The sequence below is a fragment of the Streptomyces sp. NPDC092370 genome (assembly GCF_044755265.1).
Classification (GTDB): domain Bacteria; phylum Actinomycetota; class Actinomycetes; order Streptomycetales; family Streptomycetaceae; genus Streptomyces.
In genome coordinates this window covers 1-21,830 of record NZ_JBIVQO010000007.1, presented here as the reverse complement: position 1 = coordinate 21,830, position 21,830 = coordinate 1, and the positions used below count along the sequence as shown (strand labels likewise).

23 protein-coding genes and 3 pseudogenes are annotated in these 21,830 nt (G+C 71.0%); 11 read left to right on the top strand and 15 right to left on the bottom strand.

Annotated features, from left to right (window positions below; genetic code table 11):
• Nucleotides 1-197 precede the first annotated feature (197 nt).
• Nucleotides 198-989 (top strand): TVP38/TMEM64 family protein, encoded by a 792-nt coding sequence (locus ACIQHQ_RS21350; RefSeq protein ID WP_402613542.1) that lies wholly within the window; start codon nt 198-200, stop codon nt 987-989.
• A 22-nt stretch (nt 990-1,011) separates the two neighbouring features.
• Here ACIQHQ_RS21350 and ACIQHQ_RS21345 read toward each other — a convergent pair whose 3' ends face one another.
• Nucleotides 1,012-2,181, bottom strand: a complete 1,170-nt coding sequence (locus ACIQHQ_RS21345; protein ID WP_402613540.1) for a thiolase family protein — start codon at nt 2,179-2,181, stop codon at nt 1,012-1,014.
• Between the two features lie 93 nt (nt 2,182-2,274).
• Here ACIQHQ_RS21345 and ACIQHQ_RS21340 point away from each other — a divergent pair, with 93 nt between their 5' ends.
• The 3 genes from ACIQHQ_RS21340 (at nt 2,275) to ACIQHQ_RS21330 (ending at nt 4,057) form a co-directional block, all read left to right on the top strand.
• Nucleotides 2,275-2,745: a winged helix-turn-helix transcriptional regulator gene (locus tag ACIQHQ_RS21340; protein ID WP_402613538.1), complete on the top strand. Its 471-nt coding sequence runs from the start codon at nt 2,275-2,277 to the stop codon at nt 2,743-2,745.
• A 158-nt stretch (nt 2,746-2,903) separates the two neighbouring features.
• Nucleotides 2,904-3,779, top strand: coding sequence for an undecaprenyl-diphosphate phosphatase (locus ACIQHQ_RS21335; RefSeq protein ID WP_402613536.1), 876 nt, complete (start codon nt 2,904-2,906; stop codon nt 3,777-3,779).
• Between the two features lie 98 nt (nt 3,780-3,877).
• On the top strand, nt 3,878-4,057 hold the full coding sequence (locus tag ACIQHQ_RS21330) for a hypothetical protein (protein WP_298564011.1): 180 nt from the start codon (nt 3,878-3,880) through the stop codon (nt 4,055-4,057).
• Here the strand turns inward: ACIQHQ_RS21330 and ACIQHQ_RS21325 are convergent.
• The gene (locus tag ACIQHQ_RS21325) at nt 4,044-4,670 is read right to left on the bottom strand and encodes a DUF4291 domain-containing protein (RefSeq protein WP_402613534.1); all 627 of its coding nucleotides are present in this window, start codon (nt 4,668-4,670) and stop codon (nt 4,044-4,046) included. The two genes, ACIQHQ_RS21330 and ACIQHQ_RS21325, sit on opposite strands and share 14 nt — an antisense overlap.
• A 95-nt stretch (nt 4,671-4,765) precedes the next feature.
• Between ACIQHQ_RS21325 and ACIQHQ_RS21320 the strand changes: the two are divergent.
• Nucleotides 4,766-5,234: pseudogene (locus ACIQHQ_RS21320) on the top strand (nuclear transport factor 2 family protein).
• Between the two features lie 68 nt (nt 5,235-5,302).
• Nucleotides 5,303-6,868: an apolipoprotein N-acyltransferase gene (gene lnt / locus ACIQHQ_RS21315; RefSeq protein WP_402613532.1), complete on the top strand. Its 1,566-nt coding sequence runs from the start codon at nt 5,303-5,305 to the stop codon at nt 6,866-6,868.
• Here the strand turns inward: lnt and ACIQHQ_RS21310 are convergent.
• Together ACIQHQ_RS21310 and ACIQHQ_RS21305 are read right to left on the bottom strand one after the other, a co-directional pair.
• The gene (locus tag ACIQHQ_RS21310) at nt 6,792-7,697 is read right to left on the bottom strand and encodes a Gfo/Idh/MocA family protein (protein ID WP_402613530.1); all 906 of its coding nucleotides are present in this window, start codon (nt 7,695-7,697) and stop codon (nt 6,792-6,794) included. The genes lnt and ACIQHQ_RS21310 overlap by 77 nt on opposite strands.
• A 13-nt stretch (nt 7,698-7,710) precedes the next feature.
• Nucleotides 7,711-8,895 carry an FAD-dependent monooxygenase gene (locus ACIQHQ_RS21305; RefSeq protein ID WP_402613528.1) on the bottom strand — a complete coding sequence of 395 codons (1,185 nt, stop codon included), beginning with the start codon at nt 8,893-8,895 and terminating at the stop codon, nt 7,711-7,713.
• Between the two features lie 91 nt (nt 8,896-8,986).
• On the opposite strand from ACIQHQ_RS21305, the gene ACIQHQ_RS21300 reads away from it, so the two are divergent.
• The 3 genes from ACIQHQ_RS21300 to ACIQHQ_RS21290 all read left to right on the top strand — a co-directional run bounded on the left by ACIQHQ_RS21300 (nt 8,987) and on the right by ACIQHQ_RS21290 (nt 10,798).
• Entirely contained in the window at nt 8,987-9,577 is a 591-nt protein-coding gene (locus ACIQHQ_RS21300) for a TetR/AcrR family transcriptional regulator (RefSeq protein WP_402613526.1), read from the top strand.
• Between the two features lie 42 nt (nt 9,578-9,619).
• Nucleotides 9,620-10,132: a DinB family protein gene (locus ACIQHQ_RS21295; protein WP_402613524.1), complete on the top strand. Its 513-nt coding sequence runs from the start codon at nt 9,620-9,622 to the stop codon at nt 10,130-10,132.
• A 147-nt stretch (nt 10,133-10,279) separates the two neighbouring features.
• Entirely contained in the window at nt 10,280-10,798 is a 519-nt protein-coding gene (locus ACIQHQ_RS21290; protein WP_402613522.1) for a hypothetical protein, read from the top strand.
• A gap of 9 nt (nt 10,799-10,807) precedes the next feature.
• Here the strand turns inward: ACIQHQ_RS21290 and ACIQHQ_RS21285 are convergent, their stop codons facing one another.
• From ACIQHQ_RS21285 to fabG, 5 genes are all read right to left on the bottom strand, one after another.
• On the bottom strand, nt 10,808-11,308 hold the full coding sequence (locus tag ACIQHQ_RS21285; protein WP_402613520.1) for a hypothetical protein: 501 nt from the start codon (nt 11,306-11,308) through the stop codon (nt 10,808-10,810).
• A gap of 107 nt (nt 11,309-11,415) precedes the next feature.
• Nucleotides 11,416-12,099, bottom strand: coding sequence for a uracil-DNA glycosylase (locus tag ACIQHQ_RS21280; RefSeq protein WP_402613518.1), 684 nt, complete (start codon nt 12,097-12,099; stop codon nt 11,416-11,418).
• Nucleotides 12,100-12,191: 92 nt separating this feature from the next.
• The gene (locus tag ACIQHQ_RS21275) at nt 12,192-13,778 is read right to left on the bottom strand and encodes an ABC transporter substrate-binding protein (protein ID WP_402613516.1); all 1,587 of its coding nucleotides are present in this window, start codon (nt 13,776-13,778) and stop codon (nt 12,192-12,194) included.
• A gap of 238 nt (nt 13,779-14,016) precedes the next feature.
• Nucleotides 14,017-14,775 (bottom strand): glucose 1-dehydrogenase, encoded by a 759-nt coding sequence (locus ACIQHQ_RS21270; RefSeq protein WP_390986470.1) that lies wholly within the window; start codon nt 14,773-14,775, stop codon nt 14,017-14,019.
• 12 nt (nt 14,776-14,787) lie between these two features.
• Nucleotides 14,788-15,549, bottom strand: coding sequence for a 3-oxoacyl-ACP reductase FabG (fabG, locus tag ACIQHQ_RS21265; RefSeq protein WP_390986473.1), 762 nt, complete (start codon nt 15,547-15,549; stop codon nt 14,788-14,790).
• A gap of 230 nt (nt 15,550-15,779) precedes the next feature.
• On the opposite strand from fabG, the gene ACIQHQ_RS21260 reads away from it, so the two are divergent.
• A complete protein-coding gene (locus ACIQHQ_RS21260; RefSeq protein ID WP_402613514.1) occupies nt 15,780-16,229 on the top strand; it encodes an excalibur calcium-binding protein in 450 nt (149 codons plus the stop codon).
• A 19-nt stretch (nt 16,230-16,248) separates the two neighbouring features.
• On the opposite strand, the gene ACIQHQ_RS21255 is transcribed toward ACIQHQ_RS21260, so the two are convergent.
• The 5 genes and pseudogenes from ACIQHQ_RS21255 to ACIQHQ_RS21235 form a co-directional block, all read right to left on the bottom strand.
• Nucleotides 16,249-16,662 carry a DUF3037 domain-containing protein gene (locus ACIQHQ_RS21255; protein WP_402613512.1) on the bottom strand — a complete coding sequence of 138 codons (414 nt, stop codon included), beginning with the start codon at nt 16,660-16,662 and terminating at the stop codon, nt 16,249-16,251.
• On the bottom strand, nt 16,659-17,414 hold the full coding sequence (locus tag ACIQHQ_RS21250) for a HipA family kinase (RefSeq protein WP_402613510.1): 756 nt from the start codon (nt 17,412-17,414) through the stop codon (nt 16,659-16,661). The genes ACIQHQ_RS21255 and ACIQHQ_RS21250 overlap by 4 nt, the downstream gene beginning before the upstream one ends.
• Before the next feature lie 126 nt (nt 17,415-17,540).
• Complete coding sequence (locus tag ACIQHQ_RS21245; protein ID WP_402613508.1) at nt 17,541-18,059, bottom strand: tyrosine-type recombinase/integrase; 519 nt, start codon at nt 18,057-18,059, stop codon at nt 17,541-17,543.
• 358 nt (nt 18,060-18,417) lie between these two features.
• A pseudogene (locus ACIQHQ_RS21240) lies at nt 18,418-18,510 on the bottom strand (hypothetical protein); the annotation flags it as partial.
• Between the two features lie 334 nt (nt 18,511-18,844).
• Nucleotides 18,845-19,048, bottom strand: a complete 204-nt coding sequence (locus ACIQHQ_RS21235; RefSeq protein WP_402613506.1) for a hypothetical protein — start codon at nt 19,046-19,048, stop codon at nt 18,845-18,847.
• A gap of 316 nt (nt 19,049-19,364) precedes the next feature.
• Here ACIQHQ_RS21235 and ACIQHQ_RS21230 point away from each other — a divergent pair.
• A pseudogene (locus ACIQHQ_RS21230) lies at nt 19,365-19,684 on the top strand (ABC transporter); the annotation flags it as partial.
• A gap of 418 nt (nt 19,685-20,102) precedes the next feature.
• Here ACIQHQ_RS21230 and ACIQHQ_RS21225 read toward each other — a convergent pair.
• The gene (locus ACIQHQ_RS21225; RefSeq protein WP_402613504.1) at nt 20,103-21,338 is read right to left on the bottom strand and encodes an ATP-binding protein; all 1,236 of its coding nucleotides are present in this window, start codon (nt 21,336-21,338) and stop codon (nt 20,103-20,105) included.
• Nucleotides 21,339-21,830: the final 492 nt, after the last annotated feature.

Below are 21,830 nucleotides of genomic sequence, written 5' to 3'. Positions count from 1 at the left end.
CAGCCTTCGGGGCATCCGTGACGACGGATGCTGCGAGGGTGAAGGCGTGCCGGAACATGTCGTCGATCATCGCTGACGCCTTACCGCACGTCGAATGGTTTTCGCTTGCCCGTGCACGGGGTTGCGCACAGGCTCCTGTGACGCTGGTGAGACGAACCATACGGCGATCACACACATTTGTCGGTTAGTGTCACCAGATGCTCGATGCCACCACCCGCTCTGGGGGCACCGCCACGGCCTCTCCCCGGGCCACCGCCGCGGAGCTCGCCGTCGCCGTTCCCCAGGCAACGACTGCCTCGCCCGCCGTACCGACCCGTTTCGCCGTCCGCTGCACGAGAGTTCTGCTCTCCCCGTGGTCGCGGCTGTCCCTGCTCGTCGCGCTGCTCGCCGTCGGCGCGTGCGGGGTGCTGCTGTTCGAGCCCCAGCGGCTGCTGACGGAGGGCTGGCCGCCGCAGCTCGGCGGAGCCGCCGCGGCGGCGGTGTTCGCGGTGGCGTACGGCGTGTGCACCGTGGCGTTCGTGCCGAGGCCGCTGCTGAACCTCGCCGCGGGCGCCCTGTTCGGTGCGCAGCTGGGCCTCGGCGTCGCCCTCGGTGGCACGGTGCTCGGCGCCGGGATCGCCTTCTGCCTGGGCCGGGCGCTGGGCCAGGACGCCCTGCGGCCACTGTTGCGGGGGCGTTGGCTGAAGGCCGCGGACGGACAGCTCAGCCGGCACGGTTTCCGTTCGATGCTGGCGGTGCGGCTGTTCCCGGGGGTGCCGTTCTGGGCCGCGAACTACTGTGCCTCCGTCTCCCGGATGGGCCTGTTGCCGTTCCTGCTGGCCACGGCTCTCGGTTCGATCCCGAACACCGCCGCCTACGCCGTCGCGGGCGCCCGCGCCTCGGCCCCGACCTCGCCCGCCTTCGTGATCGCCCTGGCGTGCATCGCCCTGCCCGCGCTGGCGGGTGTGGTGGTGGCCTGGCGCAAGCGGCACCAGCTGCGCCGTCTCTGACCGGTCGTCACGCCCGCCCGGCTCACACTCGTTCCAGCACCATGGCGTTGGCGAGTCCGCCCGCCTCGCACATGGTCTGGAGCGCGTACCGGGCGCCCCGTTCCCGCATCGCGTGCACCAGCGTCGTCGTCAGGCGGGTTCCGCTCGCGCCGAGCGGATGCCCGAGCGCGATGGCGCCGCCGTGCACATTGACCCGGGCGAGGTCGGCACCGGTCTCCTGCCGCCAGGCCAGTACGACGCTGGAGAAGGCCTCGTTGACCTCGAACAGGTCGATGTCGCCGAGGGTCAGCGACGCCTTGCGCAAGACCTTCTCGGTCGCCGGGATGACGCCCGTGAGCATCAGCAGCGGGTCGGAGCCGGTGACGGCGAAGCTGTGCAGCCGGGCGAGCGGGCGCAGGCCGAGCCGGGCCGCCGTCTCGCTCGACGTGATGAGCACCGCCGAGGCGCCGTCGTTGATCGGGCTGGCATTGCCCGCCGTGACGTTCCACTCGATCTGTGGGAAGCGCTCGGCGAAGACGGGGTCGTGGTAGGCGGGCCTGAGCCCGGCGAGGATCTCGGTACTGCTGCCGGGCCGTACGCATTCGTCGCGCGCGACCCCTTCCAGCGGTGCGACCTCGGCGTCGAAGAGCCCGCTGTCCCACGCCGCGGCGGCCTTCTGATGCGAGGAGACGGCGAAGGTGTCCATCTGCTCGCGGCCGATCGACCACTTGGCGGCGATCAGCTCGGCGCTGATCCCCTGCGGAACGAGCCCCTCCGGGTAGCGCTCGGCGACTTTGGGGCCGAAGGGGTCCTTGCCCGCGGGCACGTTCGACCACATCGGCACCCGGCTCATCGACTCCACCCCGCAGGCCACGACCAGGTCGTAGGCGCCCGAGAGGACGCCCTGCGCCGCGAAGTGCACGGCCTGCTGGGAGGAGCCGCACTGGCGGTCCACGGTGGTCGCGGGCACCGAGTCCGGGAAACCCGCCGACAGCACGGCGTAGCGGGTGGTGTTCATGGCCTGCTCGCCGACCTGGTCGACGGTGCCGCCGATCACGTCGTCGATCAGGGCCGGGTCGATCCCCGTCCGCTCGACGAGGGTGCGCAGGGTGTGGGCGAGGAGCTCCACGGGGTGGACGTGGGCCAGGGCGCCGTTCGGCTTGCCCTTGCCGATCGGGGTGCGTACGGCTTCGACGATGACTGCGTCACGCATGTACGGGCCTCCAGGACTACTGGTGAGTAGGAAATCCAAACTCACCGTAACCCGCAGGGTTGGAAATTCCAACCCTCTCCTAGACTGAGCCCCATGGCCGCCCGCAAAGACCCGCGCCCCTGCTCCATCGCCGACACCCTCGCGCTCGTCGGCGAGAAGTACTCCCTACTCGTGCTGCGGGAGGTGTGCCTGGGCAACGGCCGGTTCGACCAGCTCGTACGCAACATCGGCGCCCCGCGCGACATCCTGGCCACGCGGCTGCGCCGGCTCGTCGACGCCGGGATCCTGGCCAAGCACCCGTACAGCGAGCGCCCGCAGCGCTTCGAGTACCGGCCGACCCGGGCGGGACTGGAGCTGGAGCCGGTGCTGATGACCCTCATGGCGTGGGGTGACCGTCACCTCCGGCCGGACGGCGACCGGCCGATGGTCCTGGAACACTCCTGCGGACGGCCTCTCGTCCCGGCCGTCACCTGCCGGGCCTGCGGCGACGAGGTACGCCACGAGGACCTCACAGCCCGCCCCCAGGCACCCGGCTGGACGGTGACCGGACCCTCCGCGGCCTGAACACCGCTGCTCGGGAGCGGCTTCCAACCCCTGTGTCCCAGCGGCCATCCGGGGGCGCTACGCTTCCCCCTCGGCACACATGATCCCCCGTTCATCGCGACGGCGGCCCGGTGCGCCCGTCGTCCGTCCCACGATCGGCACTTGGACTCCGCTACCTCATGTCTTGGTTCGAATCACTCATCCTCGGACTCGTCCAGGGGCTGACCGAGTTCCTCCCCGTCTCCTCCAGCGCCCACCTGCGGCTGACGGCGGCCTTCTCGGGCTGGGAGGACCCGGGCGCGGCCTTCACGGCGATCACGCAGATCGGCACCGAGGCAGCCGTGCTGATCTACTTCCGCAAGGACATCGGGCGGATCATCTCGGCGTGGACGCGCTCGCTCACGAACAAGGAACTGCGCAGCGACCCGGACGCCCGGATGGGCTGGCTGGTGATCGTCGGCTCGATCCCGATCGGGGTGCTCGGCGTGACGCTGAAGGACCAGATCGAGGGGCCGTTCCGTGATCTGCGGATCACCGCCACCATGCTGATCGGTATGGGCATCGTCCTGGGCGTCGCCGACCGGCTCGCGGCCCGCGACGAGAGCGGCGGCAAGCACCGCGCGCCCAAGCAGCGCAAGGCCCTCGAGGACCTGGGCGTCCGGGACGGCCTGATCTACGGCCTCTGCCAGGCCATGGCGCTCGTCCCGGGCGTCTCCCGCTCCGGCGCCACCATCAGCGGCGGCCTGTTCATGGGCTACAAGCGCGAGGCCGCGGCCCGTTACTCCTTCCTCCTCGCCATCCCCGCGGTCCTCGCCTCCGGTCTGTTCGAGCTCAAGGACGCCACAGAGGGCGGTCATGTCTCGTGGGGCCCGACGATCTTCGCGACGATCATCGCCTTCGGGGTCGGATACGCGGTCATCGCGTGGTTCATGAAGTTCATCTCGACCAAGAGCTTCATGCCGTTCGTCTACTACCGCATCGCGCTCGGCATCCTCATCATCGTCCTGGTCAGCATGGGTGCGCTGAGCCCCCACGCGGCCGAGTCGGCGGGCTGACCCGGGGTGTCTGTGACCCGGGTCTCGTGACCAACCGCATAGGGATCGGGTAGCCGTCCGGTAGCGGGCTGTCAGTGGCTGCCCCTAGGCTTGTCCGCATGTCCCCCGATTTCGTGACCCCTGGTTCCGTGCGGTCCGCTGCCGAGGTCAACGACGAGATCCGTGCGCTGTGGCAGCGCACGGGCGGCACCCTGTCGGCCGAGGAGCGCGCGGAGTACGAGCTGCTCGTCGTCGAATGGGCGGCCGCGATCCGAGGCGGCGTCGTCAAGGCGGCCTGAGCCGGCGCCCCTGGGCGCGCAGAGGCGCCAGCACCTCGTCGTCGATGTCGTACGGCCGCTCCTCGGGCAACAGTCCCGCCGCCGACTCCAGCCGCCCCGCCCTCACCAGGCCGTGGATCTCCGCGGCGAGCGGCGTGACGTCCTCGATCCCCACGATCCACTCGTCCGCGTACCGCGCGGCCGCCTCCCCCGCCAGTCCGAGCTGAAGCGACCGGTACGGGAGCGGGGCGAGACGCAGATTCCGTTCCGGATCCCACTGCACGCGCGTCGGCGCCTGCCTCAACTGCCGCCTCCAGTCGGCCCGGTCACCGTGCAGGGCGGGCACGTAGTGGGACAGGCAGGCGTTGCGCAGCGCCCAGAGGAAGCCCTCGCGGGCGATCTCGATCGCCAGGACCGTCTCCTGGCCCTCCTTGGTGCCCCAGCCGCAGCGGTACATCATCCACAGGAACGACGGCTTGACCCATGTCATGCGCTCTCGTTTCCAGGACGACGGGAAGCGGCCGTGGCGCGCGGCCGGGCCGCCGATCTCCGGGCGGTAGGCCTGGTAGACCGTGATCGTGGTCTCGGTGTGGCGGGCGCGTATGCGCAATCCCCGTTCGTTCTGATCGTTCACGAAGGACAGACTGGGCCCCGGTGCCCCCGGCGGCCATCGAATATCGCGGCCGCACGGCCCTTGGTCCTCCCTCCGCCATGCCCAACACCGGGCCGATGACGCAGCGCGTGGAACGCGCCGCCGTGAGGGACCGGCTGGCCGTCGACGAGTTGATCATCGACTACGCGGTGACGGTCGACGACGGCGACTGGGACGCGTACCGGGAGTTGTTCGCCCCGCGGGGACGGGCGGACCACCGGTCCGCCGGCGGCATCGAGGGAGAGGCCCGGGCCGTCGCCGCGTGGCTCGCGGAGAGCCTGCGCCTGTCCCCGATGCGGCAGATCTGATCGTCAACCGGCGGGTGCGCTTCGGGATCCGGGAGCACGCACCGGCGACACCGCCGAGGTCCGGGCCGACTACGTCAACCCCATGGCCACCACGGGCCCCGCCCCCGACTTCGTGTGCGGCGGCCGGTACGCCTTCGCGCTGCTGCGCACGGACGACGGCTGGCGGCTGAGCGGGGTGGTCGTACGGGAGAAGTGGCGGCGCCTTGCCGGGCCGCGGACGGCACCTGTGATCAACTGACCCGGCGTCCCGTGTCCTGGATCGCCCGCGGGGCGCACACTGGAGGCACCCGCGGGTAGGAGGCGCCTATGAAGACGCTCGGCCACTGGCTCACCTCCCCCTGGCGCCGCTCGGCGGCCGCGGCGATCGCGGGCGCCCTCCCTGTACTCGCCTTCCCCGCGCCGTCCCTGTGGTGGTGGGCCTACGCCGCCCTGGTCCCCTGGCTCCTGCTGCTGCGCACCGCGCCGACCGGGAAACGGGCCGCGTACGAGGGCTGGTGCGGCGGTTTCGGCTTCATGCTGGCCATGCACCACTGGCTGCTCCCGAGCCTGCACGTCTTCACGCTCGTCCTCGCCGCCCTCCTCGGCGCGCTGTGGGCCCCCTGGGGGTGGCTGGTGCACCGTCTTCTGGGGGCGATCCGGTCCCGGGGCCAGGTGGCGGTGGCGCTCCTGGTTCTGCCGTCGGGCTGGCTGGCCGCCGAGCTGGTCCGCTCCTGGCAGGGCCTCGGAGGCCCTTGGGGCATGCTCGGCAGCACTCAGTGGCAGGTCGAGCCCGCGCTGCGGCTCGCCTCGGTCGGCGGGGTGTGGCTGCTCAGCTACCTGCTCGTGGCCGCCAACGTCGCCGTGACCGTCCTTCTCGCGGTCCGCCGGGCCCGGGTGCCCGCGGTCGCCGGTCTGGTGGTCACGGCCGCCGCCACCTCCGCCGCCTGGACGTTCTCGCCCCGCCCCGCCGTCGACGGCCAGATCAAGGTCGCCGTCGTGCAGCCGGGCGTCGTCGTCGGTCCGGACAGCCGGTTCGCCCGCGAGGAGCAGCTGACCCGCCGGCTCGCCGGTCAGGACCTCGACCTGATCGTCTGGGGCGAGAGCAGCGTCGGCTTCGACCTCGGGGACCGCCCGGGTCTCGCCCGGCGGCTCGCCGCCCTGTCCCGCGCGACGGGCGCCGACATCCTGGTCAACGTGGACGCCCGGCGCTCCGACAAGCCCGGCATCTACAAGAGTTCCGTCCTGGTGGGGCCCGACGGCCTGACCGGCGAGCGCTACGACAAGATGCGGCTGGTGCCCTTCGGCGAGTACATCCCGGCCCGCTCCCTGCTCGGCTGGGCCACCTCCGTCGGCAAGGCCGCGAGTGAGGACCGCAGGCGCGGCTCGCAGCCGGTCGTGATGAACATAGGCGACCATCTGCGCGTCGGCCCGCTGGTGTGCTTCGAGACGGCGTTCCCCGACATGACCCGTCACCTCACCCAGGAAGGCGTCGACGTGCTGATCGGCCAGTCGTCGACGTCCACCTTCCAGCACAGCTGGGCTCCCGGGCAGCACGCGTCGCTCGCCGCGCTGCGCGCCGCCGAGACCGGCCGCCCCATGGTGCACGCGACCCTCACGGGCGTCTCCGCCGTCTACGGCCCGGACGGGCGGCGTGTGGGACCGTGGCTCGGCACGGATGCCTCCGCCGCCCAGGTCTACGAGATCCCCCTCGCCCACGGCACCACGCCCTATGTCCGCTACGGCGACTGGACGGTGCACGCGGCGATGCTGATCCTCGCCCTGTGGGCCGCCGGTGAGGGCGCTCGGACCCTGCGGCTCAGGCGGTCCGCTCCTGAACCGCGCGTACCACCCGTTCGCACAGTTCATGAGTCGCCAGCGCGTCCCGGGCGCTGAGCACCTTGCCCGCCCGGACCGCGTCCAGGAACACGAGCACCGCCTGCTCGATCCCGCGCTGCCGGGCGACCGGCACCCAGTCCCCGCGCCGCCGCACGGTCGGCTGCCCCTTGTGGTCGACGACCTCGGCGAGATTGACGACCTGCCGTTTGGTGTCCTGCCCGGACACCTCGAGGATCTCCTCGGAGGAACCGCTGAGCCGGTTCATCACACCGAGCGCGGTGAAGCCGTCCCCGGCGAGCTGGAGCACCACGTGGTGCAGCAGCCCGTCCTGGACGCGGGCGCGCACGGTCACGTCGTCGACCTCGCCGGGCACCAGGAACCGCAGGGTGTCCACGACGTGGATGAAGTCGTCGAGGATCATGGAGCGGGGTTCCTCCGGCAGCCCGATGCGGTTCTTCTGCATCAGGATCAGCTCGCGCGGATGGTCCGCGCACTGCGTGTAGCCGGGGGCGTGGCGCCGGTTGAAGCCGACCGCGAGGCTCACGTCCCGCTCCTCGGCGAGCGCCACCAGTCGCGCGGAGTCGTCGAGCCGGTAGGCGAGCGGCTTGTCGACGTACGTCGGTACGCCCGCCTCCAGCAGCCGCGTGACGATCTCCGGGTGCACGAGCGTGGGCGCGTGCACGAAGGCCGCGTCGAGGCCCGCCGCGAGCAGGGAGTCGAGGGTGGTGTGCCGCCGCTCCGGCGGGAGGTGGAGGCCGTCGGCGACCCGGTCGAGCGTGGCCGGCGTGCGGGTCTGCAGGTGCAGTTCGACTCCGGGCCGCAAGGCGAGGACCGGAAGGTAGGCCTTCTGCGCGATGTCGCCGAGTCCGATGCAGCCGACCTTCACGGGGGGATCTCCTCTAACGGTTGCCTGCCGGGGCCTGTTCGGAAGCATACGGCCGCTGCGGTGGCGCCCAGTCGGCGATGCCGTCGAAGCCGCGCAGGAACAGGGCGGGCCCGGCCTTCGACAGTGCGGCCACGGCCGTGTCGCGCAGGACGGTCCCGGTCCGGCCGCTCATGAGGCTGAGCCGGGCCGCCTTCACGGCCTGGCGTCCGATGGCGGTCGTGCGCGGCAGCCGGGCGGCGGTGTAGGCGGCCAGGTCGTCGCAGTGGTGGGCGAGCACGATCGCGTCCTCGATCGCCTGGTTGCCGCCCTGGCCGAGGCTCGGGGGCATGGCGTGCGCGGCGTCACCGAGCAGGGCGACCCGGCCCTGGTGGTACGCGGGCAGGGGCTCGGCGACGCGGTGGACGTCGTGGCGCAGGACGTCCTCGGGGCGGATGGCGGCGAGCACCGCCGGGATCGGGTCGTGCCAGTCCCCGAAGCGGCGCAGCAGCTCGGACTTCTCGTCGTCGACCGCCCGGCCGCCGGCGGGGGCCAGGGCGGCGGCGTAGGCGTAGACACGGCCGTCCTTGAGCGGGTGGGTGCCCCAGATACGGCCTCGGCCCCAGGTCTCGTGCGAGGCGAACCGCGCGCCGGGGACGGGGATCACGACCCGCCAGGTGGTGAAGCCGGAGTACACGGTCCCCGGGTGACGGGGGAAGAGTGTCCCGCGCACGGCGGACCGGACGCCGTCCGCACCGACCACCAGGTCGGCTTCGATCTCGCCGTCCGCGGTCGTGACACGGGCCGCCCGGGCCGGGCCGCCGCTGTCGGCGAGGGCCGCGGCGGCGTCCGTGCGGACGGCGTCCGCCGGGAGGAGGGCGGCGAGACGCTCGATGAGGGTGGCGCGGTGCAGCAACACGAGCGGGCCGCCGAAGCGCTCGGCGGCGGCCTCGGCGGAGGAGCGGCACAACCACCGCCCGCCCGGGGCGCGCAAGCCGCCGTCCCCCGACCAGGCGGCGAGGGCGCGGATCTCGTCGCCGAGGCCGATGACGTCCAGGGCGCGCAGGGCGTTGGGCGCGAGGGAGATCGCGGCGCCGACCGGAGCCAGCGAGCGGGCCCGCTCCAGCACGGTGACCCGCAGCCCGAGCCGGTGCAGGGCGACCGCCGCGGTCAGGCCTCCGATGCCGCCGCCGATCACGACGGCCCGTCTCGGCTGTGTCATGGCTCCTCCTCGTGCTGCTACTGCTCTACTACATGTGTAGTGACGCCGTCGACGTTACTACAGATGTAGTCGAGCGGGTAGCGTGAGGCCCATGTCCGAACGCACCGCCGGCCCCGCCCGCTCCGACCTCGTCGCCGACACCGCCCTCGCCCTGCTCGCCGAGCGCGGGATGCGCGGCCTCACGCACCGGGCCGTCGACGAGGCGGCCGGGCTCCCGCAGGGCTCCACCTCCAACCTCGCGCGGACCCGGCAGGCCCTGCTGGAACTGGCGGTGCGGCGCCTGGCCGACCGTGAGGCGCGGGTGCTGGGGCTGCACGAGATGCCCGACCCCCGGGCCGGGGCGGGTCCGCTGGTGGACGCGCTGGCCCTGGCGACCCACCGGGCCCTGACGGGCAACCGCGACCTCACCCTCGCCCGCTACGAACTGGCCCTGGAAGCCACGCGCCGCCCCGAGCTGCGGGCCTACTTCGACGCCACAGGCGCCCGTTTCCGGGACCAGCTCGCGGCCCTGGTGACCGGCCTGGGCTCGACGGACCCGGCCCGGCACACCCTGTCGCTGATCGCCTGGGCGGACGGGCTGATGTTCAGCTGCGTGGCGGGGTCCTTCGGTGCCGAGGTGCCGAGCCTGGAGGACGTGCGGGCCGGTGTGCGGGAACTGCTGGAGGGCATGCTCAGGGGCTGAAACCTTGCGGTGCGCCAGAGGCTGCCCGGGAAGGATGCGTTCATGATGAACGAACGCAGCATTCCCGCCACCACGGCCGACGAACGCACCATGCTGGAGGGGTGGCTCGACTTCCACCGCCAAACCCTCGCCTGGAAATGCGAAGGCCTGAGCGACGAGCAGCTCAGGTCAGCGGCCGTCGAGCCCTCCGGTCTGTCCCTGCTGGGGCTGGTGCGGCACATGGCGGACGTCGAACGGAGCTGGTTCCGCCGGGTGCTGACGGGCGAGGACGTGCAGCCGATCTACTGCAGCGACGAGGACCCGGACGGCGAGTTCCATCTCACCGAGGCGGACACCTGGCAGGAGGCCTACGCGACCTGGCAGGCCGAGATCGGCACGGCCCGCCGCAACGCGGCCCGCTTCGGCCTCGACGACATCAGCGAGGGCAAGCACCGGCGCACCGGCGTGCGGTACAACCTGCGGTGGCTCTACACCCACATGATCGAGGAGTACGCGCGGCACAACGGCCACGCCGACCTGATCCGCGAGCGCATCGACGGCGCGACCGGCGACTGACGCCACCCGAGCCACCGGTCACGCATGTCACCGCACGTCACCCCCGTCACGTGCGCGCCCTCCGTACGGGGCGCGAGATCACCCGTCCGGGGCATGCTCCGCATGTTCCCGGACCCACCTCGGGCCGGACGCGCCAGAGTTGCGCGGGTGCATCGAACGACGACCACAGCGACGCTCCTGGTGACCGTGGCGGTCTCGGCCCTCTCCGGCTGTACGACGGTCCCGCATGCCCCCGCGCCGGGCCCCTCGGCGGCACCGTCCCGGGCCTCGGTGCCGCGGCCGGAGGGGGAGGCGGAGAGCCAGATGGCGCAGGCACCGGCCCGTGAGGCCCTGCAACTCATCGAAGAGGCGTCCCGTCGTCCCGAGCCGGCCGTGTCGGTGCCCCAGCCGGCGAGGCCGCCGACGGCCTCGCCGGAGCGCGCCCGGCCGGGACCCGGCGACCGCAACGCCCGCCCGCGCCCCGTGCGTCCGGAACGCCCCGGGCCCGTCCCGCACGCCCCCCGGCGGTCGCATGCCGATGTCCCGGACGTGTCGGAGTCGGTACGGCAGGACGTCGACAAGCGCGTCCCGAACAGCTCGGACGTGTGCGTGCTGGGCAGACGCTACGCGGGCTGGCGGGCGGACAGTCCGGAAGCGAGGATCTGCCGCGACACGTACGCGCGTTGACCTGCCGCGTCAGGGCCGCTGCCGCGGCGGTGTCCACGCCCCCGGGCCGCCCTCCCCCAGCCGGGACTCCAGCCGCCCGATGGCCGCCCGCACACCGTCGCCGTAACTGTCGTCGGCGAGAGCGGTGGCGGCGCCCCGGGCCCACCGCAGATGCGTGCGGGCGGCATCATGGCGCCCGAGTCTGAGGTAGTCGTCCGCCAGGTTCACGTGCAGGGAGGGGTAGAGCGCCGTCACCGCTGTCACCGCGAGGGCCTCCTCCTTGGCCTCCTCGGCCGCCGTCAACGCGCGCAGGTCCCAGGCCAGTTCGTCCGCCGGGTCGTCCTGGGTGTCGGCCAGGTAGTGGGCGAGGGTGCAGCGGTGCAGCGGGTCGCCGTGCATGCCGATCTCCGCCCACAGGCCGAGCAACCGGTGCCGGGCCTCCTCCCGGTCCCCCGCGTGGTGCAGCATCACGACCTGCCCGATCCGCGTCAGCACGGCGTCCGGCGCCGCCTGCCCCTGTCGTTCCGCCACGACGCCCTCCGCGCACTCGCCGGCTGTTCCCGCCGACGCTAACCGCAGCCGGGGGCGATCCGGCTCAGGCGGCTCCGGACACCCCCGGTCACGGCACGGCCGGCCTCTCAGCCCAGGTTCGGAATCGTCCAGTCGATCGGGGTGTGGCCCTGCGCCGCCACCGCCTCGTTGATCTGCGTGAAGGGACGGGAGCCGAAGAACTTCTTCGCCGACAGGGGCGAGGGATGCGCGCCCTTGACCACCGCGTGCCGGGCCTCGTCGATCAGCGGGAGCTTCTTCTGCGCGTAGTTGCCCCACAGCACGAAGACCGCCGGGTCGGGCCGCTCGGCCACCGCCCGGATCACGGCGTCGGTGAACTTCTCCCAGCCTCGCCCCTTGTGCGAGTTGGCCTCGCCGCCCCGGACCGTGAGGACCGCGTTGAGCAGCAGCACGCCCTGCTCGGCCCACGGCATCAGATAGCCGTTGTCCGGGATCGGTGTGCCCAGCTCCTGGTGCATCTCCTTGTAGATGTTGCGCAGGGACGGCGGGACCCGCACGCCCGGCCGGACCGAGAAGCACAGGCCGTGGCCCTGCCCTTCGCCGTGGTAGGGGTCCTGACCGAGGATCAGGACCTTGACCCCCTCGTACGGCGTGGCGTCCAGCGCGGCGAAGACCTCCTCGCGCGGCGGATAGACGGGACCCTTCGCCCGCTCCTCCTCGACGAACTCCGTCAGCTCCTTGAACCAGGGCTGCTGCAGCTCGTCACCCAGAACCCCGCGCCAGGACTCGGGCAGCATGGCGATGTCGGTCACGTCAACGTCCTCACGATGTGCGGTCACCTCAGGCCACAGAACCTACAGGCGACCACTGACAACGTGCCCGGGAACGTCCGGAGCCGGGCCGCCTACCAGGCGGTCTTGCGGTGCAGCTCCCACATCATCATGATCGTCGACGGGTCCATGGCCCGCTCGGCACCGGAGACGTCCCGGCTCGCCGCCACGTACTGCCGGCCCTGCCACAGCGGCAACAGCCGGGCGTCGTCCACGAGGATCCGCTGGGCCGCCTCGAACTCCTCCTCCACCTTCGCGCGGTCGCTCTCGCGGCGCGAACGGGGCAGCAGATCACCGGTGATCTCGGGCGCCGGGTAGGGCGTACCGAGGGCGTTCTGGTCGCCGACGAACGGCGCGATGAAGTTCTCGGCGTCCGGGAAGTCGGGGAACCAGCCGCGCCCGAACACCGGGTACTCGCCCTTCTGGTACCCCTCGACGTACGTCTTCCAGGGACGGCTCTTCAGGCTGATCGTGAACAGTCCGGAGGCCTCGAGCTGGCGCTCCAGCTCCTTGAACTCCCCGGCGGTCTCGGAGCCGTAGCGGTCGCTCGTGTACCAGAAGGTGAGCGGGACGCGCTGGTTGATGCCGGCCTCGGTGAGGATCTTGCGGGCCTTGGCGACGTCCGGGTCGCCGTAGTCGTCGAAGAAGCCCGTGGTGTGGCCGGTGAGGCCCATGGGGACCATGGAGTACAGCGGGTCGACGGTGTCCTTGTAGACCTTGTGGGCGATCGCCGCCCGGTCGACGACCTGCGCGATGGCCTGGCGCACGGCCTTCTTGTTCGCCCAGCGGTCCTTCGGGTTGAACACCAGGTAGTTGATGTCGGTGCCGGTGCCCTCGACGAGCTGGATCTCCTCGTCCTTGGAGGTCTTGCTCTGGAGCTCGACGACGTCACCGGCGGCCAGACCGCGGTACGTCACGTCGATCTTCTCGTCCCGCAGGGCCTTCACCATGGTGCCGGAGTCCTGGAAGTACCGGACGGTCACGGCGTCGTTCCGGCGCTCCGCGTAGCCCTTGTAGGCGTCGTTGCGGACGAGGACGGCCTCCTTGCCGTCGGAGTACGAGTCGAGGGTGTACGGCCCGGACCCGACCACGTCGCCGTCCTTGCGCAGGCTGTCCGCCGGGTAGGCCTCCGGGGACACGATCGACATGGCGGGGGTGGCGAGCACGAACGGGAAGGTGGAGTCGGGCTTGTTGAGGTGGAAGATCACCTCACGGTCGTTCGGCGCCTGCACCCGCTCCAGGCTGCCCAGCAGACCGGCGGGGCCGCCGTTGACGTTGATCTTGCGGATCCGGTCGAACGAGTACTTCACGGCCTGGGCGTTCAGCGCGTCGCCGTTGGAGAACCTCAGGCCCTCGCGCAGCTCGCAGCGGTACACCTGGTTCGAGGAGTCGCTGAAGCCGCAACTCTCGGCGGCGTCCGGCTGGGGCTCGCTCGCACCGGTCGGATAGCTCAGGAGTGTTTGGTAAATGTTGCGGAACAGCTCCCAGGAGCTGTCCCACGAAGCGGCAGGGTCGAGCGTGCTGGGCGCACTGGTGGTGCCCACGACGATCGGTCCTTCGTCCTCCGGGGTGTCGGACGACAGCACGCCGCATCCGGCGAGCAGGGACGATATGGACGCGATGGCCGCCATCCGCCGCAGGCATCGATTCCGGTTGAACACGCGCACGCTCCTCGATCTGCCCATACCAAGGGTCGGCAGACCATACCGCAGTGCCGCGCCGGCTGACCCGCCCGGGACATGACCCTCTTGATCGATAAACCTTTGACGACGTTGTCATCGGACTTTGCGGTGTCTTTGCACCGGCACGGGCGCCGTCCGTGGGGTCGGGCGCCCGTGCCGAGCCGTGTGTGTGACGCTCGTCAGCCGGTTCCGGCGGTGCCGGCCTGTTCAGGCGTGGTCAGCCGGTTCCGGCGTTGAGGAAGATGCCGCCGTCCACGACGAGCGTCTGACCGGTGACCCAGTCGGACTGCTCGGAGGTGAGGAACGCCGCCGCGCCCCCGATGTCGGAGGGCACGCCGAGCCGGCCCAGCGGGTAGGCCGCGGCGGCCTCCTCCTCGCGGCCCTCGTACAGGGCCTGGGCGAACTTGGTCTTCACGACCGCCGGGGCGATCGCGTTGACCCGCACCCGGGGCGCGAACTCGTGCGCGAGCTGCACGGTCAGGTTGATCATCGCGGCCTTGCTGACGCCGTACGCGCCGATGAACGGCGAGGGCGACAGGCCCGCGACGGAGGCGATGTTGACGATCGCGCCGCCGTTGTCCTTCTGCCAGGCGTGCCAGGTCCGCTGGGCGAAGCCGAGCGCCGAGACGACATTGGTCTCGAAGACCTTGCGGGCGACGTTCAGGTCGAGGTCGGCGATCGGCCCGAAGACCGGGTTGGTGCCGGCGTTGTTGACCAGGTAGTCGACGCGGCCGAAGGCCTCCATCGTGCGCTCGACGGCGACGGCCTGGTGGGCCTCGTCGTGCGCCTTGCCCGCCACGTGGATCACGCGGTCGGCACCGAGCTGCTCGACGGCCTCCTTGAGGGCGTCCTCGTTGCGCCCGGTGATGCACACGCGGTCACCGCGCGCGACCAGCGCCTCGGCCACGCCGTAACCGATGCCGCGGCTGGCGCCCGTCACGAGGGCGACCTTGCCGGAGAGTTCCACGGAAGTCATGTTCTTCGTCCTTTAGTCGAGCGGTCCGCCGGCCACGTACAGCACCTGGCCGGAGACGAACCCGGCCGCCTCGCCGGTGAAGAAGGCGATGGCGTTGGCGATGTCCTCCGGCTCGCCGACCCGGGCCACCGGGATCTGGGTAGCGGCGGCGGCCTTGAAGTCCTCGAAGCCCATGCCGACCCGGTCGGCGGTCGCCTTGGTCATCTCGGTGGCGATGAAGCCGGGGGCGACGGAGTTGGCGGTGACGCCGAACTTGCCGAGCTCCTTGGCGAGGGTCTTGGTGAAGCCCTGCAGGCCCGCCTTGGCGGCCGAGTAGTTCACCTGGCCGCGGTTGCCGAGCGCGGACGACGAGGACAGGTTGACGATCCGGCCGAAGCCCGCGTCCACCATGTGCTTCTGGCACGCCTTGGACATCAGGAAGGCGCCGCGCAGGTGCACGTTCATGACGGTGTCCCAGTCGGAGACGCTCATCTTGAACAGGAGGTTGTCGCGCAGCACGCCCGCGTTGTTGACCAGGATCGTCGGTGCGCCGAGCTCCTCGGCGATCCGGGCGACGGCCGCCTCGACCTGGGCCTCGTCCGAGACGTCGCAGCCGACCGCGAGGGCCCTGCCACCCGCGGCGGTGATCTTCTCGACGGTGTCCTTGCAAGCCGCCTCGTCGAGGTCGAGAACGGCGACCGCGCGGCCCTCGGCGGCCAGTCGTACGGCGGTGGCGGCACCGATGCCGCGCGCGGCACCGGTCACGACGGCAACCCGCTGCTCAGTGGTGGACATGACTGCTACTCCTCAGGTGAGCGACCGCTTAGTACCTTCAGTGGGTGTGACGCTAGAAGCCCTGGCACGCGGTGTCAACGGCCGGAGGCGGCATGTGATCCATCACCCGGCCCCACCCTGCCCGGCAGCGTCCTGCGGGACACCCGATCGGCCTACGGCCGCGCGCCGCCACGTCCCTCGGCCCCTAGCGTCGGAGCGCGAGCCACCCGTGGCCGGAAAGGAGGCGCTCCATGCGCCGTCGCACCGGTGCCATCGGCACGCTGTTCGCGATCGCCGCGATCGTGCCGCTGGCCGACCCCGCTCACGCCCGGCAGGACCTGGACTGCCGTGACTTCTCCTTCCAGGAGGACGCGCAGGCCGTCTTCGACGCGGACCCGAGTGATCCGAACAGACTCGACGAGGATCAGGGCCCGGACGACGGCATCGCCTGTGAGGCGTTGGCCCGCCGCGGTGTCATCTCCCCCACCACCCCGCCGCCCAGCCCCTCCCCCCGTCCCTCGGTCAGCCCCTCCACTCCCGTCACCGCCACCCCCACCGGCGCTCCGACCCGGGGCGTGCGAGGCGGAGCCGGGGGTGCGGTGGCCTCGGGGCCGGGCGCCTGGGACGTCGGGATCGGTCTGACCTTCGCGGCGGGGGCCGCGGTCGCCGCCGGTTACGCCGTGAAGCGCCGCCGGCGCTGACGGCCGGGCCGGGTGCCCGTCACCGCACCAGCAGGTCCAGCAAGCGCTCGGGCTCCGCCGCCGGGTCCGTGGTCAGGCCGGTGTGGACGGGGCCGGGCTGGAGGATCGTGGAGCGGGGGGCGACGAGCCAGCGGAAGCGGCGGCCCGGGTCGTCGGAGGCCGCCTGACCGGCCGCGGTCCCGCCCGCACACAGCCCTTCCACGGCTCGCAGGGCCGCCCGGACCCCGGCCACGTCGGCCCGGGGGTCGAGGGCCAGCAGGCGCGTCTCGTCGAGGTGGGTGCGGGCACCGACATAGGCCTCGGCGCGGCAGTAGACGAGGACCCCGGCGTTGATGCACTCGCCGCGTTCGACGCGCGGGACGACGCGCAGGACGGCGTACTCGTAGACGTGGCGATCGCGGGGGCCGCCCCTGATGATGTGCCGTTCGTTCACGTGAGCCCCTGGATGCGGTCGTGGATGACGGCGGCCCGGGCGAGCAGCGGTCGCGCGTAGGCCTGCCTCAGGTCATCCGGAGTGGCGAAGCCCGGTTCGTCCGTGAGCCAGGCGTCCGGGATCTGCGCGGTCACGTCGGCGAGGAGTTCCTCGGTGACCAGGGGCGCCAACGCGGCGGCGGCGGAGGCGACATCGGGCGCGAAGGGAGCGAGCGCGTGGTCCGAGGCGTCGTACGGGCGGGCGGCGGAGGCCTCCACACCGGGCCAGTTGTGGTGCCAGATCATCGTCGCGCCGTGGTCGACGAGCCACAGCTCTCCCCGCCACCTCAGCAGGTTGGGGTTGCGCCAGGACCGGTCGACGTTGTTGATCAGCGCGTCGAACCAGACCACTCGTCCGGCCTCCTCCGCGTCCACCGGGAAGGCGAGCGGGTCGAAGCCGAGCGCGCCGGAGAGGAAGTCCATGCCGAGGTTGGTGCCGCCGCTGGAGCGGAGCAGGCTCTGCACCTGCTCGTCGGGTTCGCCGAGCCCCAGCTCCGCGTCGAGCTCGACCGTGACCAGGCGCGGCATGCGCAGCCCCAGCCGGCGGGCGAGTTCCCCGCAGACCACTTCGGCGACGAGCGTCTTGCGGCCCTGTCCCGCGCCGGTGAACTTCAGGACGTAGGTGCCCAAGTCGTCGGCCTCGACGAGTGCCGGTAGGGACCCGCCCTCACGTAGCGGTGCAATATAACGGGTCGCTGTGACCTCTTTCAGCAATTTCCCAGGCCACCCATCTATTCAACCTTGCAATCCACGGCCCCCTCGGAGGGCTGTGGCAACAAAAACCCACCCGCCACGAGCCTGGGGAGAAGCTGGGGAGTTTTGACTGGCACACCGATCTCCTCACTCCCCAAGCAGGCCGTCGATGGCGATGCGGCCCTTGCTGCCCGCCTCCGGCATGAAGTGAGCATAGTAACCGAGGGTGATCGCAGGAGAGGAGTGCCCAAGCCACCGCGCCAAGGTCACAACAGACTCTCCAGCCTCTAGCACGATCGAGGCATAGGTGTGCCGCAGCGCATGGAAGCCCTCCTTCGGGGCTGCCGCCCACTGCCAGGGTTTCGCGCCCTCGGCGCGCGGGGGGATGACGCCGGCCTCGGCCAACGCAGGCTTCCAGGTGTAGGTGTTCCATGTGTTCACCGCGACGGCGTTGCCGAGTCGTGTGGTGAGCAGCAGGGGAAACTTCCTCCCCTGCCCTTCCGGCTTCCCCCACGGAAGCTCTACCTCCACCGGTGGGAATGCCTCGGTGTGCCGCTTCAGCTCCTCGGCCACCGAAGAGGGCAGGTCGACGGTTCGCGTCTTCCTTCCCTTCGGCAAGGCGAAGTACAACCTTCCACGGATCGCCTGAACCCTGACGACGGACATGGAGAACGTTTCGTGCGTAGTCGATGTCCTCCGGGCTCAGCCCGAACACCTCGCCCTGACGGAGTCCGCACCCCAGACCGACTACGACGGCGATCCTATTTCGTGTGCTGATGCAATCGCGGACTCGAAGCGCGGTAGCCAACGGCCAGGCGGCGCGTCGCTCCTGTGGCGCTTTGGGCCACCGCACGGACTTTGCGCGCATGGGGTTCCGGGCAAGCCGCTTGTCGTCGACTGCCGCCTCCAGAATGGAGGAGAGCTCGGACAAGATGCCCCGCTGATAGTCGACCGAGGAGACGGTCGACTCCAACTTGGCTATGTATGCGCGCAGATCAGCCGCCGTGATGTTCCTGAGCGGGAGCTGGCCCAGATGCGGAACGATGTGAAGGCGAGCACTCCGCTCCTGGTTGTCCTGGGTTTTCGGAACTCCGCCTCTTCCCGGCGACCAGTGCATCGCGATGTAATCGGCCAGCGTGATGGATCCGTCGCGTGGATCCACAAACTCGCCACGCTCCACATCTGTGGCTGCCCGACGAAGCCACGCCTTGGCATCCTCCAAGGTGTCGAAGGACCTGTCTCGGATCCCCGGGATGCCGGCGGCCTTGTACCGCTTCCCCTTGCCATAGCGAGCAGTTTTTTCCCTCTTCCCGGTTATCGGGTCCTTCTTCTTATTGATCCAGCGATCTTCGATGTAGCCGGCCAAACGAGCCTCCTTACTGAGGGGGAAACGGCGCTCTCTTGCCCACCCCGATCCGCCGGCCGCCGCCTTCCAGACCCGGACGGGCCTGTCAGCCCTGGAACTGGACCGCACCGGAGGACATGCCGCCCGCGTACTCGACTCCCTCGTCAGCATCACCCGACTCGACGCCTACGCCGCACGAGACGCACTGCACCACCCCGCCGCCGCGTCTGCCCTGGACGACGGGGCGGCAGACGCGCTCCACGCGGTGATCGCCGCGGCCGGACTGGGATCCGGCGTCCTGTCCGCCCATCACCGTGATGCTCTGACGGGCGCGGTCGGCCACGCCGAGACAGAGCTGGAAAGGCTGCTGCAGGCCGAACCAGATCCCGGCTAGGAGAGGACGACCGGGATGACCCGCCGTGCTGCCCACGCTGTTTGGCGGTGTCGGCGTTTCGGCCATTTCCTGCCCGCAGCCGCTCCAAGCCAGACCAGGGATCCCGCGCCCGCCGGGTTGCCTGACGCGGGAAATAGCAGGCTCCCCAGCACGACCGAATGACGTGTGTTCGATATCGCAGCCGTGTCGTTAGACCTCACGACTCTCCCGCAGCGACCGTCCTAGGGGAACGATGACCTCGGCCATTACGCAGAACCAGCCGCCGCAACCGCCAAAGGAGGCCGCGCCGGACGACGAAGCGCAGGAGGCCGGTGTTCGAGAGGAGGAATACCTCTACCGCGACGAGTCGAGGCTCCAGGCCGGCTCCCTGCTGACCTCCCGCACCATGGCGCGGCGCCTGCCCTCGCTCGGGCGGCGCTCGGTGCAGATGGCCTGGCGCGTGGACCGCGGCGCGACCATCGGCCTGCTGGTGTGCCAGATCGGGACCGGCGCCTCGCGGCCCTCGGCCTCGTGGCCGTCCCGGGCACGATCACCGCCCTGATCTCCTCGGGTGCTGCGCACCCCAGACCGCGCGCTCACGCCCGGGTGGCGGCCGGGGCCCGGCCCGTTGTGCTCCCCGACCGCGCGCTGCGCATGCTCGCCCTGCCCTCACCCTCGCCGGGGCCCGCTGCACGACCTACCGGCAGCCCGTCCGGTACCGGGGCAGACGCTACGCGCTGCCCCGCCGTCTGCGACGGCCGGGCGGGCAAATCCTGCAGCGCAGCCGGGTCAGGGCGCCGACACGGGGCGACGACTCCGGGAACCGCCGCCGGTCGTCGACGGTGGCTGTGCCGACTTCCACCTTCTGACGGAGCCACCCCCTCCTTCTTCCACGTCTGCGACCGAGAGGGAAGAGGAATTTGCGGCGATACGTGTGGCATCGTGTGGCGCCTCCGTGCCGGCCCAGCACCATCTGGGGCGGGAGTGGCTGTCAGTTCGGTGTCGTGGCGGTGGGCAGGGTGAGCACGGCGGTGGTGCCACCGCCGGGTGTCTCTTCGAGGCGGAGGGCTCCGCCGTGTGCGGTGGCGATCCGCTGGCAGGTGGCCAGTCCGATGCCGGAGCCTTCGACGTCCGGGTGCACACGGGTGAACAGGTCCATCACACGTTGCCGGTCCTGCGGCGGGATGCCGCGGCCGTTGTCGACGACAGCGATGTCCCAGCCGTGCCCATGTGCTCCGGCGGTGATGACGATCTGACAAGGGCGGTCGGGCCTGCGGAACTTCAGGGCGTTGCTGACGAGGTTTTGGAGCAGCACGCGCAACTGGGTCGCATCCGCGATCACGATGGGCAGGTTCTCGACGGTGACGCGCGCGCGGTGGGTGCGGATGGGGCTGTCGAGGTCCTCGACGACGGCGTGGACCAGGGTGTTCAGGTCGACGGGTTCGAGGTGGAGTTGTCCGCCCGCGCTGGCCAAGGCGAGCACACCTTCGATCATGGTGCGCATGCGGTATGCGGAGCCGATGACCCGTTGGGCGCAGAAGGAGGCGTCGGGGTCGCTGGCGATCGCCGGGATGTCGATGAGGTTCTCGGCGTGGCCGAGGATGCCGGTCAGCGGGTTCTTGAGGTCGTGGCTGACCTGTCCGGCGAACTGCTGCAGGGCGCGGTTGGAGCGTTCGAGCTCGGAGCGTGCCGCATCGGCGGCTTGCAGCGCCTGATGAAGCAGTGCCTGGTGACGGTGCAGGTCGAGGACGTCGACGACCATGCGGGCCAGCTTGTCCAGCGCGCCGCGTTGCGAGGCGGTCAGCTGGCGGACTTGGGTGTCGAACACGCAGAGAGTGCCGAGGACTGGTCCTTCCGGGGTACGGAGTTGGGAGGCGGCGTAGAAGCGGATGTCGCCGAGGTCACCACTGACCCAGGGGTTGTCCGCGAAGCGGGGATCCACCCGTGCGTCCGGGACGAACACCGGGGCGGGCTCGACGATGGTGACCGCGCACATGGAGTCGCTGCGGTCACACACCGTCGGTTCGAACCCGACCGCGGCGATCAGGTTGGCATGCTCGGCCGACATGATGTTGATCACCGAATGAGGGGCCTCGCAGATATAGGAGGCGAGTTCCACGATCGACGCCAGGTCCGGCGGGACCGGTGCCGTCAGGATGCCGTACCGCTGCAGGACTCGCAGACGCTCGGGCTCATCAGCGGTTACCGGGAACGATGCGTTGGCCAAGATGGCCGTCCTTTCCTGCCTGGTGGGGTCGAAAGATCGTTCCCCAGGCGGCACCCGCGGCTACGGAGCCGACGTGCGGATCACCCGATAGGTGCCCTCTTGCGGGTGAGGCGCGGGCGGTGCCGACACGGTGCTGGCCACCACGGCGCCGTCTCGTAGGCGCATAGGTCGGCGTGCCCTCAGCCCTGGCGGGCTAGTAGTGCTTCGTTAGGTTCTGGGCTGTCTGCGGCTGCTCCGAGGGCGGGGCAGAGGGCGGCCGCAGGTGGTGCAGGTACCGGTCCAGCACCTCAGCAGGTCCTGAAGAACATCGAGGGCCTGGTAGAAGGTCAGGCCGGTGGGCGGACTTTTGGGTCGAGCCGCCTGAGGGTGAGGAATGCCTGGGCGGCGGTGACGAGGGTGCCATACCGGCTCTGCCGAGGTGGCTGCGCCGCACCACATCTTGTGCACTGTCAGCGCCCCTTGCCGGAGATGGAGATCGTGGATGTCAGCCGC